General features: G+C 64.3%; 13 protein-coding genes. 5 read left to right on the forward strand and 8 right to left on the reverse strand.

Annotation, left to right across the window (positions count from 1 at the left end; all coding sequences use genetic code 11):
* Positions 1-39: 39 nt before the first annotated feature.
* The 6 genes from AABE10_RS04035 to oxlT all read right to left on the reverse strand — a co-directional run bounded on the left by AABE10_RS04035 (position 40) and on the right by oxlT (position 6,151).
* The gene (locus AABE10_RS04035; protein ID WP_342931972.1) at positions 40-600 is read right to left on the reverse strand and encodes an MxaK protein; all 561 of its coding nucleotides are present in this window, start codon (positions 598-600) and stop codon (positions 40-42) included.
* The gene (locus tag AABE10_RS04040; protein WP_342931973.1) at positions 597-1,595 is read right to left on the reverse strand and encodes a vWA domain-containing protein; all 999 of its coding nucleotides are present in this window, start codon (positions 1,593-1,595) and stop codon (positions 597-599) included. Before AABE10_RS04040 ends, AABE10_RS04035 begins: the two co-directional genes overlap by 4 nt.
* Positions 1,592-2,386 (reverse strand): hypothetical protein, encoded by a 795-nt coding sequence (locus AABE10_RS04045; RefSeq protein ID WP_342931974.1) that lies wholly within the window; start codon positions 2,384-2,386, stop codon positions 1,592-1,594. The genes AABE10_RS04040 and AABE10_RS04045 overlap by 4 nt, the downstream gene beginning before the upstream one ends.
* A gap of 158 nt (positions 2,387-2,544) precedes the next feature.
* Positions 2,545-3,420: a DUF58 domain-containing protein gene (locus AABE10_RS04050; protein ID WP_342931975.1), complete on the reverse strand. Its 876-nt coding sequence runs from the start codon at positions 3,418-3,420 to the stop codon at positions 2,545-2,547.
* Positions 3,417-4,436, reverse strand: a complete 1,020-nt coding sequence (locus tag AABE10_RS04055; protein ID WP_342931976.1) for a MoxR family ATPase — start codon at positions 4,434-4,436, stop codon at positions 3,417-3,419. Before AABE10_RS04055 ends, AABE10_RS04050 begins: the two co-directional genes overlap by 4 nt.
* A 365-nt stretch (positions 4,437-4,801) precedes the next feature.
* The gene (gene oxlT / locus AABE10_RS04060; protein ID WP_342931977.1) at positions 4,802-6,151 is read right to left on the reverse strand and encodes an oxalate/formate MFS antiporter; all 1,350 of its coding nucleotides are present in this window, start codon (positions 6,149-6,151) and stop codon (positions 4,802-4,804) included.
* A 722-nt stretch (positions 6,152-6,873) separates the two neighbouring features.
* On the opposite strand from oxlT, the gene AABE10_RS04065 reads away from it, so the two are divergent.
* From AABE10_RS04065 to AABE10_RS04080, 4 genes are all read left to right on the forward strand, one after another.
* Positions 6,874-8,232, forward strand: coding sequence for an MFS transporter (locus AABE10_RS04065; protein ID WP_342931978.1), 1,359 nt, complete (start codon positions 6,874-6,876; stop codon positions 8,230-8,232).
* Positions 8,233-8,339: 107 nt separating this feature from the next.
* A complete protein-coding gene (locus AABE10_RS04070) occupies positions 8,340-8,921 on the forward strand; it encodes a YdeI family protein (protein ID WP_342931979.1) in 582 nt (193 codons plus the stop codon).
* 304 nt (positions 8,922-9,225) lie between these two features.
* Complete coding sequence (locus AABE10_RS04075; RefSeq protein WP_428983265.1) at positions 9,226-10,017, forward strand: substrate-binding periplasmic protein; 792 nt, start codon at positions 9,226-9,228, stop codon at positions 10,015-10,017.
* Positions 10,017-12,764, forward strand: a complete 2,748-nt coding sequence (locus AABE10_RS04080) for a bifunctional diguanylate cyclase/phosphodiesterase (protein WP_342931981.1) — start codon at positions 10,017-10,019, stop codon at positions 12,762-12,764. The genes AABE10_RS04075 and AABE10_RS04080 overlap by 1 nt, the downstream gene beginning before the upstream one ends.
* Before the next feature lie 126 nt (positions 12,765-12,890).
* Here AABE10_RS04080 and AABE10_RS04085 read toward each other — a convergent pair whose 3' ends face one another.
* The gene (locus tag AABE10_RS04085; RefSeq protein WP_342931982.1) at positions 12,891-13,349 is read right to left on the reverse strand and encodes a DUF2846 domain-containing protein; all 459 of its coding nucleotides are present in this window, start codon (positions 13,347-13,349) and stop codon (positions 12,891-12,893) included.
* Positions 13,342-13,800 (reverse strand): hypothetical protein, encoded by a 459-nt coding sequence (locus AABE10_RS04090; RefSeq protein WP_342931983.1) that lies wholly within the window; start codon positions 13,798-13,800, stop codon positions 13,342-13,344. The genes AABE10_RS04085 and AABE10_RS04090 overlap by 8 nt, the downstream gene beginning before the upstream one ends.
* Before the next feature lie 153 nt (positions 13,801-13,953).
* Here AABE10_RS04090 and ltaE point away from each other — a divergent pair, with 153 nt between their 5' ends.
* The gene (gene ltaE / locus AABE10_RS04095) at positions 13,954-14,958 is read left to right on the forward strand and encodes a low-specificity L-threonine aldolase (protein WP_342931984.1); all 1,005 of its coding nucleotides are present in this window, start codon (positions 13,954-13,956) and stop codon (positions 14,956-14,958) included.
* The last annotated feature ends 16 nt before the right edge of the window (positions 14,959-14,974 follow it).

Raw genomic sequence — 14,974 nt, forward strand, 5'->3', positions numbered from 1 at the left:
GGCGCCCCAGATGCGGCAGCGATGCGCGTCGCAGCGCCTTCACGGCAGTTCCTCCGGCGCCGCGCCGCGCACGTTGATGTTGTGCTGCTCCTTGACGTCCTTGTCGTCGTCGGCGGTGTCCTGCGCTTCGGGCGCGAGGCGCAACGCGCGCTCGAGGTTGTAGCGCGCGTCCCAGTCGCCGGGGTCGAGGCGCAGCACCTCGCGATAGCGCGCCTTCGCGTTTTCGAGCATCGGCGGCGAGCGCACGGGCCCTTGCGCATCGTTGCCCGCGGCTTCGCGCAGATACATGTTGGCGAGATCGTAGAGCGCGATGCGGCCCGTCTCGCTCGATGGCGCGAGCCGCCCGAGATCGTAGTAGAGCTTGCCCGCTTCCGCATGCTGGCCCGCGCGCGCGAGCGCGACGGCTTGCGCGAGCCGCACGGCCGGATCCTGCTGATTCGTCGCGGTCTTGCTCCACGCGCTCGGCGGTTGCGTGGAGATCGTCGCGATCTCGCGATTCGCGTCGGCCGCGTGCAGCAGGCGCGCCGCGTAGTATCCGGCGACGGCCGCGCAGCACAGCGTCGCCGCGCCGAACAGCAGGTGTATGGGCAGGCGCTTCACGACAGGCTCCGCTTTTGCACGAACCAGATGCACAGCAGCATCACGCAGCAGAGCAAGGCCGTCGCGAAACACCATGCGCTGCCGTCCTGTCGCGGCAATCGTTCGACGAACGACACGGGCGCGTTCTCGGCGCGCGCGATGTCGGTCATCGCGCGCGCGACCTGTTGCGGGCTGTCCGCCTGGTACAGGCGATAAGGCGTCGGCAGCGACAGGAAGAAGCGATGCAGCTCGGCTTCGGGCGAATGGTCCGACGCGGCGAGCCGCGCATGCAGATCCGGGCTGTACACGCCGCTGCGCAGATAGATGAAATACAGCGCGACGCCATTGCGCGCGAGACCCGCGCGTATGTGCTCGCGCGCGACGTCGTCGAGTAGCGCGCCGCCGTCGGATACCAGCACGATCGCGCGGCTGCTCGTGCGCGCGCGGCCGTCGAACTGCTCGACGGCCGACTGAATGCCGCGATCGAGCAGCGTGTCGGGCATGCCGCGTCCTATGGCCGTCGCATCGATGGCGGCGTCGATCACCGTGCGATTGCGTGTGAACGGCACGGCCAGCATCGGATGGGTGCCGAACAGCATGAACGCGAAGCGGTCGTTGACGCGCTGCGCGACGAATGCGCTGATCGCATCGCGTGCCATCTGGTTCTTCGTTTCGCCTGCCGTCGGCGCGTCGGCGACATTCGCGCTGCCCGTGCTGATCGGCGAGTACATGCTGCCGCTGCCGTCCATCAGGATCAGGATTTCGGCGCCCGCTCCCGTGATCCGCTTCTGTTCGCCGGAGAAGCCGGGACCCGCGAGTCCCACGATGACGGCTGCGAGCGCGACCATCGCGGCCGCTCGCCACACGAAGGCGACGACGCCGCCCGCGCGGTCGCGCGGCAGCCACGCGACGTACGAATACGGCAGCGTGTCGATGCTCCGGCGCAGCAGCGGCAATGCAGCGAGCGGCAGCAGCGCGAGCGCCCACGGATAGAGAAAGTCGGGCGGCGTGCTCATCGGTGGTGACGCTTTTCTGCGCGATAGAGCGCGCGGTACAGATCGCGCAGCGAAAACGGCGTCGCGACGGGAAGATCGCAGAAGAAGCGGTTCGACGATCGCTGGAAGAACTGCTCGATCTGCGGCCGAAGCTCGCGCAGATGAGGCGCGTTGTCCGTCAGGCCAGGGATCGAGCCGGCGTGCACGACGCGTCCCGCTGCTTCGTCGAGCGCGCGATGCAGCCCGCGCCATGCATCGGGGTCTGCTTCGAGCGCGGCGTCGTCATGCTGCCCGAAGCGGGCCCACGCCTTCGCGAACGGAAGCCGCATCGCGTCGCGCCTGTTGCGCGCGATCCACCAGCCAAGCCACGCGACCAGCACCGCGACGGTTAGCGCAATCCAGACGGCCATCGCGCGTTCGAGCGGCGCAGCGGATTGCGCGGCAAGCAGCCGGTCGGGCTGAAGCGTCGCGAGGCGTCCCGCGTCGGCGATGCCCAACGGTGCAAGCGGGCCAATCGACAGCGGACTCTGCGCGACATCGAGCGTCGCGCCCGACGTCAGACGCAATTGCAGCGGCGGCGTCGAGGTCACGGTAGTCGCGCGCGGCGAATTGATCACCTGATAGTCGAGCACGAGCCAGCGGCGGCCATCGGCGTCCGTTCGAAGTGTCGGCGGGCGGCGTTCGAGCCACGCGTTGACGCGGCCCGTCGACGGCATCGCGGAAAGCGTCGCGTCGTGTCCATGATCGTCGAGAAGAATCTGCTGGGTCAGGATGTCGCCGAGCACATGGCCGAACGCGCGGGGCTGTTGCACGGTGGCCGGTTTCGTCTGTGTTGCTTGTTGCGTTGCTGGCGCTGCGTGTGTCGTCTGCGCAGTAACGCTTGCGATCATGAATGCGGATGCGAGCGCAACGAAGTGCGAAAGCGCGCGTTGCGCCCGTGCGTGCATCGACAACGTGACGTCAGCGCGATTCATGCCGTCATCTCGAGAAAGTAGCGGCTGAGCGCCTCGGGATTGAACGCGCCACGATTGAAGAACGGACGGATGCCATGACGCGCAAACGCAGCCACGATCTGCGCTTGCCTTTCGGCGACGGCCTCGCGCCAGCGGTTGCGGACCGAGTCGCGCATCCACATCGTCCGCGCTTCGCCCGATTCGATATCGGCCAGCGACATCCAGCCGTTCTGCGATGGCGGCTCGATTTCGGCATGGTCCCAGATCACGATGGGGATGACCCACGCGTGAGTCAACGTGTCGAGCAGTCCCGACAGCGTATCGAGCGGCCAGTGAAAATCGGAGACGAGAAAGACGAGGCACGCGCGGCCCGCAAGACGCGTGACGGCATCGCGCAAGCCGCCCGCGCGCGCGGGCGTGCCCGTTTGCGGCGCCGCCGTTTGCGTAGACGCGCGCAGCAGCCCGCTCATCAGCGCGCCCATCCCGCGAGCATGCCGTGCCGGCACGAAGAGATCTTCGCGCTCGGCGTCGTCGAACGCGATCATGCCGACGGGGTCGCCGATGCGAAACGCGCTGTGTCCGAGCGCCTCGACGAACGTTGCGGCGACATCGAGCTTCGTGTGCGCGGCGCCGAAGCGCATCGAGCCCGACACGTCGACGACGGCATGCACGGCCACGGCCACGCGTTGCCGGTGGACGCGCACGAGCCATTCGCGCTGGACCGTGCGCACGCTTGCGCGCACATCGATCCGGCGCGGATCGGGATAGTCGAATAGCCGTGTGTGCGCGGCGAACTCCTGGCCGATGCCGACGCTCGATCCGCGATGTCCGCCGGGCCGCGCGCCCGATATGCGCATCGGCAGCCGGTACTGGAACTCGGTCAGCGTGTTCACGGCGCCGCGATCCTCGATACGATCTGCGCGATCAGCGCATCGGCGAGTTCCTGGCGGCGCAGTTCGTAGACGGGCGTGAAGTACACGCGATGGCCGAGGGTTGGCAGCAGCACGCGGTGAATGTCCTCGGGCATCAGATACGTGCGCCCTTCGAGCCACGCGACGACGCGCGCCGCGCGCAGCAGCGCGCTCATCCCGCGCGGACTCGCACCGGCGAGGATCAGGCGCTGCATGTCCACCTCATCGAGCGCGATGTCGAATCGCGTCGGATTCTCCGTTGCGCTCCAGATGTCGAGCGCGTAGCGCTCGATCGCTTCGCTCGCGTGAATCGTGCGCTGAATCGCCGCCGCGATCGCGTTGAGCCGTTGCCACGGCAGCACGTCGGGCGCGACGCGCGCGAGCAGCGCTTCCGTGTCGTGAAAGGCGGGATCGAACACGAGCGCGCGGCGCGCGGGCTGATCGTCGGGTGTCGACATGTTCAGCTCGAACATGAAGCGGTCGCGCGCCGCCGACGCCAGCTCGAACGTTTCTTCTTTCTCGACCTTGTTGCGGTCGGCGAACACGGTCATGTGCGGGAAGCGATATTCGCGGTCGAACGCGAACACGGAGCGCTCGGCCATCGCGCGCAGCAGCAGCGATTGCACCTGCGGACGCGCGCGGTTGATCTCGTTGAAGAAGAACGTCGCGAGCCGTTCGCCGTGCTTGATCAGCGGGCCCGGCTCGATGCGCGGCTTGCCTTCGGCGTCGACGTAAGTGTGATAGACGAGATCGCCCGGCATCAGATCGATCGTGCCTTCGACGCGCTCGAAATCGCCGCCGATCGCGCGCGCGAACGCGCGCAGGATCGTCGTCTTGCCGACGCCGACGCCGCCTTCCAGCAGCACGTGGCCGCGAGCGAACAGCGCGACGTTGATCAGACGGATGGTCTCGCGCTGCCCGATGACGGCGTTCTCCACCTGATGCTCGATATCGAGCGCGAGCTTGCGCCAGTCCTCAAGTAGCTCTTCGCTTTCCATCGGATTCGCCTCTGCGGTCGGCCGTTGTCGGAAGGGCGACACGTACGCCAGCGGATCGGAAAGGAAGCGTCGGAAAAGGGCGTGCGTATCAGCGACAGCGTGGCGCGCACGGTTCGTGCCAGGCGAATGGTCGCGGCGCGCTGCGTGCCTTGCTGCGACGGCTCGTGATGCCTGAATGCGCAACGGCAGCGTCTGCGGCAGGGCAGTGTGTCACGCCCACCGCTACAGAGTGCGTCAGGTTTGGCATGCATGTGAGCGGGTGTCCGTTCCGCAATCGCCTGTGTATCGCGAGCGGACACCCTTGCAGCTGTGGCGGCAATGCGTGCCGCGGATCAGCGTTGTTCAGCGGGGTTGCTCGCCGCTGCTTAGCTGCCTCCCGCGGAAATGCGCGCCGATTCGCTGATGCGCGTGGATTCGTACGGCATCTCGAGCGACGGCTCCGCGTGCTGGAGCACATACGCGCGCCGCATCGGCTTGAGCACGAACAGCGCCAGCAGCGCAGCGACGGCCGCCATGCCGGATGCGAGCATGAACACGGCATGCCAGCTTCCCGTCGCCGCCGTGACGATGCTCGTGAACGGCACGAGCAGCGCGGCCGTGCCTTTCGCGGTGTACAGCAGGCCAGCGTTGGTTGCGGCGAACTTCGGTCCGAACGTGTCGCCGCAAGTGGCCGGGAAGAGACTGTAGATCTCGCCCCACGCGAAGAACACGATGCCCGTCAGCACGACGAACGCAGTCGGGCTGTGGCCGAACTTCGACAGCGCGACAATGCCGATCGCCTCGATCGCAAACGCGACGAACATCGTGTTCTCACGGCCGATGCGGTCGGAGACCCAGCCGAAGAACGGGCGGGTCAAGCCGTTGAGCACGCGGTCGATCGCCAATGCGAACGTCAGCGCGGGCAGCGTCAGGCCGATCAGCGAAACGGGCGAATCGTGCAAGCCGAAGTCCTTGGCGATGGGGCCCAGTTGCGCCGTCGCCATCAGGCCGCCTGCCGCCATCATCACGAACATCAGGTACATGACCCAGAACACGGGCGCCGAGACCACTTCGCGAGGCGTCGCGTTGTGAACGGCGCGCTTGAGCGTGCTCTTCACCGCATTGCTCATATCGGCGAGCATGCTGGCGGGCGGCGCAAGCAGGAAGAGACCGAGCGCGAACACGACGATCCCCTGGCCGAGGCCGAACCAGAGGAACGTGGCCTCGTATCCGCTGTGCTTGATCATGTTCGCGATCGGCACGACGGTCGCCGCCGATCCCGCGCCGAATCCGGCCGCCGTAATGCCCGCTGCAAGCCCGCGGCGGGTGGGGAACCACTTTAGCGCGTTGCCGACGCAGGTGCCATACACGGCCCCCGCGCCGATGCCGCCGATGGCCGCGGCCACATACAACAGCGGCAGGGACGACGCCATTGAGTTGATGACCCACGCGAGCGCGCACAGCAGGCCGCCGCCGACTACGACGGGTTTAGGTCCGTACTTGTCGACGAGGTAGCCCTCGATCGGCACCAGCCATGTTTCCGTGACGACGAAGATGGTGAACGCCACCTGAATGGCGGCGCGGCCCCAGTGGTACTTTTCGTCGATGGGATTGACGAACAACGTCCAGCCGTATTGCATGTTGGCGATCATTGCCATGCAGATCACGCCGAATACCAGTTGCGCCCACGGTGATGCGTACCACGATGCCGCCTGTTCCTGATGCTCCGTCTTCATCACTGTCTCCTTTGTCGACGGGAGCTGCGCTTGCGCGCCGACTCTCGTCCCATGCTCGATGGTTGCCGACTTGCTTGCCTGATAATTTGCGAAAGCCAGACCGGGCTTCCGATCACCGTCTGCTAAAAAAGCAGCGCTGATAGATCCCATACGATATGTGATATATCAAGTAAGTCAAGTGAAAGCGGCAGGGGGTTTTCACCGAGTGGATTCGTTTGATGAAAGGAAGTTGTAGGTGCGCCAGGCTTATGCTGGGTGAGCAAAAAAAAAGCCCGTCGGCTAGCACAGACGGGCTGAGGACATGCAACGAGACAGGCGTGTTCGCGCATGCCCTGTCGTTATAGATGAAAGTAAAACGTAATGGAAGTTTTTTTGTTTGTAAGTGAGTGACGGGAAAACACTTGGGCGCACAACGATATCTGACGGAAGGCCTGTTACGCTTGATAAGGCATCCGTCGCGCCGAGTGGATTCTTGCGGCGGCTACGGCCATCGGTAGTTACCCTTCATTGACGCCTGCCGAGCGCAACGGCTAAAGTGTTCGCAATTTGAAAGATTGTGCGATATGCGAACATCGGCAAATGAGCCGATGTCGACGCCAGAAAACGCGGCTTGCGCCGCTTGACAGATCCGAAGCGAGGCGCGCGGATCGCGCATCGCTTCCAGGCACTTCAGGACGACTGGACGCAGCACAGCACGCTGCGCCATGTGTAGGAGACAGGCGATGAACCGCACTTCCGTCGTGAACGTTCAGACGTTCATCAACGAGCAGCCATTCGGCGGCTTCCAATGGCTCGTTTTCTTCATGTGCTTCGTGATCGTTCTGCTGGACGGTTTCGACACGGCCGCAATCGGCTTTATCGCGCCGTCGTTGCTGACGCAGTGGCACCTGTCCCGGCCCGATCTCGCGCCCGTGCTGAGCGCCGCGCTGTTCGGCCTCGCATGCGGCGCGCTTGTTTCGGGCCCGTTGTCCGACCGCCTCGGACGCCGTTCGCTGCTGCTCGGCTCGGTGTTGCTGTTCGGGCTTGCGTGTCTCGCGTCGGCGTTTTCGTCGAGCATCGGACAACTGACCGTGCTGCGCTTCGTCACGGGCGTCGGTCTTGGCGCTGCGATGCCGAACGCCGTCACGATGATGGGCGAGTTCTGCCCCGATCGCCGCCGCGCGACGGTGATCAATCTGATGTTCTGCGGCTTTCCGCTTGGCGCCGCGTTCGGCGGCTTTCTGGCCGCGTGGATGATTCCGCATTTCGGCTGGCGCAGCGTGCTGATGCTCGGCGGCGTGACGCCGTTGCTGCTCGGTGTCGTGCTGCTCGTCAAGATGCCGGAGTCGGTGCGGTTCATGGTTGCGAACCGTCATGCCGTCGAGCGGATTCGCGCGACGCTCGCGCGCATTTCATCGGCGGCGCTGGGTGCCGGTTCGTTCGTGATGACCGAGACCGCGCCGCAAACGGGCGGCAAGGGCGCGGGCGTCGTGCTGTCGCGTTCGTACATCGTCGGCTCGGTGATGCTGTGGGTCACGTATTTCATGGGCCTCGTGATCTTCTACGCGTCGATCAACTGGATGCCGATCCTGTTGAAGGATGCGGGCCTGACGCCGAAGAGCGCGACGCTGATTTCCGCGCTGTTCCCGTTGGGCGGCGTGGGCGCGGTTTTGTGCGGTGTGCTGATGGATCGCTTCAACGCAAATCGCGTGATCGCCGTGTGTTATGCGCTCACGGCCGTCAGCGTGTATTCCATCGGACAGGCTGCGGGCAATGTCGGCGCGCTCGTGGCGATCGTGTTTATCGCCGGCGTATTGATGAATACCGCGCAGTCGTCGATGCCGGCGCTCGCCGCTGCGTTCTATCCGACGGAAGGGCGCGGGACGGGCGTGGCATGGATGCTCGGCGTCGGACGCTTCGGCGGAATCGCCGGGTCGTTCCTCGTGGCCGAGCTGACGCGCCGGCATTTCACGTTCTCGGGCGTGTTCGCAACGGTCGCGGTCGCGGGGCTGATTGCATGCGTCGCGCTGCTGATCAAGCAGATGGCGCGGCCGCATGGCGTCGATACGCTGCCGAATAAAGTGGAGTCGCTGGGGCATTGAGAGAAGCGCGGGCGTCGTGCCGTCCCTGACCTGACGCTCCCACCGATATTGACTTGTTACACGGATGCAGTTAGATAACGGGTTCATTCCACATCGGAGCGCCGCAAATGAATCCGGAGGTCGATGCCTTTCTAAGCAAGACCAAAAAATGGCAGAAAGAGTTCGAGAAACTGAGAGCGATCATTCTCGACTGTCAGTTGACGGAAGAACTGAAGTGGGGCGTTCCCTGCTACACGTTCGATAAAAGAAACGTCGTTCTGATGCACGGATTCAAGGAGTATTGCGCGCTTCTGTTTTTCAAGGGCGCGCTGTTAAAGGACGCCAAAGGCATTCTGATCGCGCAGACCGAAAACGTGCAGTCGTCGCGCCAGATACGGTTCACCGACATTCGCGACATCGACGCAATGGTCGACGTGCTGAAGTCCTATATCCGCGAAGCCGTCGAAGTAGAAAAAGCCGGCCTGAAGGTGACTTTAAAAAAGACCGCGGAATTTGCCGTTCCAGAAGAATTCCAGAACAAACTGGACGAAATGCCCGAGTTGAAAGACGCTTTCAATGCGCTGACTCCCGGGCGGCAACGCGCTTACCTTCTCTATTTCTCCGCGCCCACGCAATCGAAAACGAGGGTGTCGCGAGTCGAAAAGTGCAGCCAGCAGATTCTCGATGGCAAGGGGCTTAACGACCGCTAACCAGCATTTGCGCCTCACGAATAAAGAAGTGGAATGCATCGATCATTTGCCGTGAGAACGCACGCTTTAGCCGCTTTGACGTTTTTGCCAGCACCTCTTGAAACGATGGCTCAAGTCATCGTCATACTTTGCCGTTAACGCGTGAGGTCTGCTCATCTGCGGGCCAACCGTCATGCGAGGCTGACAGCGCCATGACAGGCCTCGCCGGTCGTCCGACACGGACCGAATCCGAACCCGAGCCTCGATAACAGGAGTCACCGTGATTCACCGCGGCCTCATCGGTTTGCTAATTCTGCTCATCGCGATGAGCACGCTGGGCAGCAACGCATTCGCACAAAGCAGCCAAAGCAGCCAAAGCAGCAGCCAGGGCGGCCCCGACTGCTCGCGGCCGTTCACGCTCGCGCTGCACGATCACGGCCTGCTGTATTCGCTGGAAACGAACACGGGCATCGACAAGGATTTCGCCGACGAACTGATTCGCCGCAGCGGCTGCGAGATCCGCGTGAGCCTGATGTCGCGGGCGCGGATCTGGAAGCTGATCGAATCCGGCGCGCTCGACTTCAGCCTGTCCGGCATCACGAACGAGGAACGCGACGGCTACGCGTCGTTTGCCTGGTACTTCAGCGACAAGTTCTACCTGCTCGTGCGCAAGGACGCCGGCATCCATCAGTTGTCCGATTTCCAACACGACGACCGGTTTCAACTCGGCGTGATCCGGAGCTTCCGGTATAGTCAGTCGGCCAACGAACTGGTCGATACGCTCGCCACGGGCAATCGCGTCAGTCAGGCGGGCGGCCTCGAGCCGCTTTATCAGGCGCTGATGCGCGGCAGCATTCAGGGGATGATCATCGAGCCGTTCGACTATCCGGCGCTGGATGAGAAGCGCATCCGCGACATCACCACGATCATCGAATTCAACGACGCCGCCGTGCCGCACGGCCTCATCATGTCGAAGAAGGCGCTGTCGCCGCAGGAGCGCGAGAAGTGGCGCGCCCTCGTCGCCGCGATGCGCGCGGACGGCACCGTGCGCCGCATTTTCAGGAAGTATTTCAAACCAGAGCTGGCCGATTCGATGGTCGACTTCACGACACCGTGATGAACCGTGCGCGCCTGATCCTGTTGCCGCTGCTGATTCTCGTGACCGGGTTGGCGATCACCTGGTCCGTATGGGATCACGAGCGCCAGGCAGCGAGGCGCGAGCTGCTTTCCGAATTCAACTTCGCGATGGGCGATTCCGTCAGCCGCATCGAGCAGCGGATGGCGAGCTACGAGCAGATGCTGCGCGGCGTGCAGGGCATGTTCGCGGCGCGCGGCTCGCTCGATCTGCAGGCGTTTCACGGCTATCTCGGCGCGGTCAACGCCGATGCGAACTTCTCGGGCATGCAGGCGATCGGCGTCGTCCAATGGGTGCCCGCCGACCGGCATGACGCGCACATGGCCGACATGCGCGGGCGTTTCGGCCGGCACTATGCGATCGATCCGCCCGGCGAGCGCGCGGGCTACGCGCCTGTGATCAGCCGCGAGCCCCCGCTCGCCGACGGCGGCTCGCTGCTCGGCTACGACGCGTGGGCCAATCCCGTGCGCCGCCAGGCGATGGAGCGCTCGCGCGATTCAGGGCTCGCCGTGGTGTCGGGCAAGGTGCAGCTCGCATCGGATGCGGGCGCGCCGCCGCTGCCCGGTTTCGTCATGTACCTGCCCATCTACGAGCAGGGCAAGCCGCAAGATACCGTCGACGAGCGCCGCGCGCATCTGCTCGGCTGGGTGTATGCGGCGTTCCGCATGCGCGACGTGCTCGCGAGTCTCTATGGCGAACAGCCGCCCGGTCTCTTTCTGTCGATCTACGACGGCACGCAGCCGTCGCCGGAGTCGCTGCTCTACCGGTCGTCGGAACCGAAGAGCCGCGAGGTGATCTCCGCGAACGAATATCTCGTCGTGGGCGGGCACGACTGGACGCTGTCGATGGCGGCGCAGCACGACTTCAAGGCGCGCTTCGGGCACAACGCGAAGCTGCTGATCGCCTGCACGGGCACGGGGCTCTCGCTGCTGCTCGCGCTGCTCGCGTGGAGCCTCGCGAGCGGCCGCAGCCGCGCAATGCGGCTCGCTTCGAAGATGACCGCCGAAGTGCGCGAGAGCGAGGCGGAGCTGCGCATCGCCGCCGTCGCGTTCGATTCGCTCGAAGGCATGATGGTCACGGACGCGAAGGGCACGATCCTGCGCGTCAACTCGGCGTTCACGCAATGCACGGGCTACACGGCCGACGAAGTGGTCGGCAAGAATCCGCGCATGCTCAGTTCGGGCCGTCACGACCCCGCGTTCTTCCGCGAGATGTGGGACACCATTCATCGCGTCGGCGGCTGGCAGGGCGAGATATGGGATCGCCGCAAGAACGGCGAAATCTATCCGAAGTGGCTGACGATCACGGCCGTGACCGCGCAGGACGGCCGTGTCACGCATTACGTCGGCACGCACTACGACATCACGGAGCGCAAGCTCGCGGAAGAGCAGATCAAGGAGCTGGCGTTCTTCGACGCGCTCACGCATCTGCCGAACCGCACGCTGCTGCGCGACCGGCTGAAGCAGGTGATCGCGCTGAGCGCGCAGAACCATACGCACGGCGCGCTGCTGTTCGTCGATCTCGACAACTTCAAGACGCTCAACGACACGCTCGGTCACGACAAGGGCGATCTGCTGCTGAGCCAGGTCGCATACCGGTTGCTGTCGGCCGTGCGCGAAGGTGATACGGTCGCGCGGATGGGCGGCGACGAATTCGTGGTCGTGCTGAGCGACCTGAGCCGCAACCGCCAGGACGCGGCCGCCGAAACCGAGGCCGCCGCCGAAAAGGTGCTGGCGGCGCTTTCCCGCACGTACCATCTCGACGGCACGGAATTCCGCACGACGGCGAGTATCGGCGCGACGCTCTTCACGGGACACGAAACGTCCATCGACGAGCTGCTGAAACAGTCCGACCTCGCGATGTACAAGTCGAAGGAGAGCGGGCGCAACGCGATCTGCTTCTTCGATCCGGCGATGCAGACCGTCGTGATGGAACGCGCGGCGCTGGAAGCGGCGCTGCGCCGCGCAATCGACGAAGACCAGTTGCTGGTGCATTACCAGGCGCAGGTATTCAACGGCGATCGCGTGACGGGCGCCGAGGCGCTCGTGCGCTGGCAGCATCCCGAGCACGGGCTGATACCGCCCGCCGAATTCATTCCGCTCGCTGAAGAGACGGGCCTGATTCTCGCGCTCGGCGACAAGGTGCTGGAAACGGCTTGCCGGCAGCTCGCGCAATGGGCGACACGTGTGGACAGGGCGCATCTGTCGATCGCCGTCAACGTGAGCGTGCAGCAGCTTCGCGAAGTCAATTTCGTCGCCAGCGTGCTCGACGTGCTGGCGCGCACGGGCGCCGATCCGAGCCGTCTGAAACTCGAGCTGACGGAAAGCGTGCTGGTCGACAACGTCGAGGACATCATCCGCAAGATGACGTTGCTGCGCGCGAGAGGCGTGGTGTTTTCGCTCGACGACTTCGGCGTCGGCTACTCGTCGCTGTCGTATCTGAAGCGGCTGCCGCTCGGGCAATTGAAGATCGACAGGTCGTTCGTGCGCGACGTGCTCGACGATCCGAACGACGCCGTGATCGCGCGCGCGATCGTCGCGCTCGCGCAAAGCCTCGGGCTGGGCGTCATCGCGGAGGGCGTCGAGACGGAAGCGCAGCGCCGGTTTCTCGCCGACGCGGGGTGCCACGCGTATCAGGGCTATCTGTTCTGCCGCCCGCTTCCCATCGAAGGCTTCGAAGCGTTCGCCGATACTTTCGATTCGCGGCAATGGGCCGTGGCGACGCCCTGAAGCTGTGCGTTTGCTTCGTGCGGTGGATGCGCGAAGCGAACGCGTGAAATGGCGCATGAAGCAGCGCGCGAAGGCTGGCGGCATGCCGGATGCCGCCGGCCATTTCGTCGATTTCGTCGCCTGGCGTTACTTCGAAGCTGCCGTGGTCGGCGTGCCGATGTAGTGCAGGCCTTCGAGGTCCTTGTTGGCGACTTCCGACGATTCCAGCGAAGGGATGATGCGGCCGACCAGCAGGCCCAGGCCGACACTGGTCTTCACATACTTCGTTTCGCCCGCTTCGAGCTTGAGCGAGAGCGTCTTCTTGGTTTCGGTGGCGGTCGAGACGACATAGTCGCCGGCCGGCTCGTCGACGTAGAAGAAACCGCCCGGCTTCGATTTGCCGACAACCTGGTCGTTCAGGTTGATGTCCGGCTGCAGCGCTGCGCCGAACATCGAGTTCGAACGATAGAAATAGATGCGGCCTTGCGATTCCTTGATGGTCGGAATCGACGATGCAACGTCCTTGAATTCGGGGCCGCTGGCGCAGCCCGTTGCGAGCAGTGCGGCTGCCGATGCAGCGATAAGAACGCGGGAAAGCTTAATCATGGAGGGTCTCGGTAGTTATCGATTGTGTGGGATCGAGCGGAGAGAAATGCGATTCGCCGGGCAGATAGAAGCCCACCAGGTGATCGTTTTTCACCACGAGCCAAGCCTCGTGCACCTGCCGGCCTTCGACGGTGAACACGTCGTTGATTGGCCTGTACGCAAAGCCCTGCGGAAGCTCGCCTGCCAGACGCCAGAGCGAGCCGCTCGAAATGCGCCGCGAATACCCCGTAGAAAGCCGGATACGCACGGTGTCGACTATCCGTATGCGCTGCTGCTGTGTGGCGGCCACGGGCGTGAACTGAACGCCCTGAACGGGAACTGACGGCGCGCATGCGCACAACGCAACAGAGGCGGCAATCGACGCCAGCCATATCTTCGTTTTCAAAGCGAGGTCTCTCAGGTGTGTCGGCAACTGCTGTATCGGCCGATGGACGCAAATCTTGAGCACCATCTTATGATCCGCCCGCCAAGGGAGGCGATCTACCTGGCCATCCGGCTAACTGCTCGTCGCGGGCGGAGTTGATACACTCTGCGGATTCAATCGCGCGCTTCACACGTCGTGCCGTTGTACGTGAGGCGCTTCGTCATCCACGAGGAAAAGCACATGATCGATTTGCGCAGCGATACCGTGACCCGACCGAGCAAGGACATGCTCGCCACGATGACAGCCGCCGAAGTCGGCGACGACGTCTGGGGAGACGACCCGACAGTCCAGCGTCTGCAAGACACCGTTGCCGCGCGCGCGGGCAAGGAGGCAGGGCTGTTCTTCCCGAGCGGCACGCAGAGCAATCTCGCCGCATTGATGGCGCATTGCGCGCGCGGCGACGAATACATCGTCGGGCAGGCCGCGCACACGTACAAATACGAGGGCGGCGGCGCGGCCGTGCTCGGCAGCATCCAGCCGCAGCCGATCGAGAATGCGCTCGACGGCTCGCTTCCCCTCGACAAGATCGCGGCCGCGATCAAGCCCATCGACAATCACTTCGCGCGCACGCGTCTGCTCGCGCTCGAAAACACGATCGGCGGCAAGGTGCTGCTCGCGGGCTATGTCACCGAGGCCACGCAGCTCGCGCGCGAACGCGGGCTGTCGACGCATCTTGACGGTGCGCGCGTGTTCAATGCGGCCGTCGCGTCGAAGCAGCCCGTCGATGCGCTATGCGCGCCGTTCGATACGGTATCGATCTGTTTTTCGAAAGGCCTTGGCGCGCCCGTGGGTTCGGTGCTGGTCGGCAGCAAGGCGCTGATCGACGTTGCGCACCGCTGGCGCAAGGTGCTGGGCGGCGGCATGCGGCAGGCGGGGCTGCTCGCGGCGGCGTGTCTGTATGCGCTCGAGCACAACGTCGAGCGTCTCGCCGAAGACCATGACAACGCCGCGCATCTGGCTGCGGGCCTCGCGCAGATCGATCAGGTGAAGGTGCAGTCGCATGCCACCAACATGGTGTTCGCGCAGTTTCCACAGGAGCATTGCGCGCCGCTCGAAGCGTGGCTCAAGGAACGCGGCATCCTCACGCAGATGTTGTACGCGTCGCGTTTCGTCACGCACATGGACGTGTCGCGTGCCGATATCGATACGTTCGTGTCGGCAGTGAAGGGGTATTTCGCGCGCTGATCGGCGCGATGCGCGC

Source organism: Paraburkholderia diazotrophica, assembly GCF_038900755.1.
Lineage (GTDB): Bacteria > Pseudomonadota > Gammaproteobacteria > Burkholderiales > Burkholderiaceae > Paraburkholderia > Paraburkholderia diazotrophica_A.

Bases quoted from the DNA above. Each gene is read 5' to 3' on its own strand.
- AABE10_RS04070 (WP_342931979.1), top strand. From the start codon at position 8,340: ATGAATCCGGAGGTCGATGCCTTTCTAAGCAAGACCAAAAAATGGCAG.
- AABE10_RS04080 (WP_342931981.1), top strand. From the start codon at position 10,017: ATGAACCGTGCGCGCCTGATCCTGTTGCCGCTGCTGATTCTCGTGACC.
- AABE10_RS04090 (WP_342931983.1), bottom strand. From the start codon at position 13,800: ATGGTGCTCAAGATTTGCGTCCATCGGCCGATACAGCAGTTGCCGACA.
- oxlT (WP_342931977.1), bottom strand. From the start codon at position 6,151: ATGAAGACGGAGCATCAGGAACAGGCGGCATCGTGGTACGCATCACCG.
- AABE10_RS04085 (WP_342931982.1), bottom strand. From the start codon at position 13,349: ATGATTAAGCTTTCCCGCGTTCTTATCGCTGCATCGGCAGCCGCACTG.
- AABE10_RS04065 (WP_342931978.1), top strand. From the start codon at position 6,874: ATGAACCGCACTTCCGTCGTGAACGTTCAGACGTTCATCAACGAGCAG.
- AABE10_RS04075 (WP_428983265.1), top strand. From the start codon at position 9,226: ATGAGCACGCTGGGCAGCAACGCATTCGCACAAAGCAGCCAAAGCAGC.
- AABE10_RS04040 (WP_342931973.1), bottom strand. From the start codon at position 1,595: ATGAGCACGCCGCCCGACTTTCTCTATCCGTGGGCGCTCGCGCTGCTG.
- ltaE (WP_342931984.1), top strand. From the start codon at position 13,954: ATGATCGATTTGCGCAGCGATACCGTGACCCGACCGAGCAAGGACATG.
- AABE10_RS04055 (WP_342931976.1), bottom strand. From the start codon at position 4,436: ATGGAAAGCGAAGAGCTACTTGAGGACTGGCGCAAGCTCGCGCTCGAT.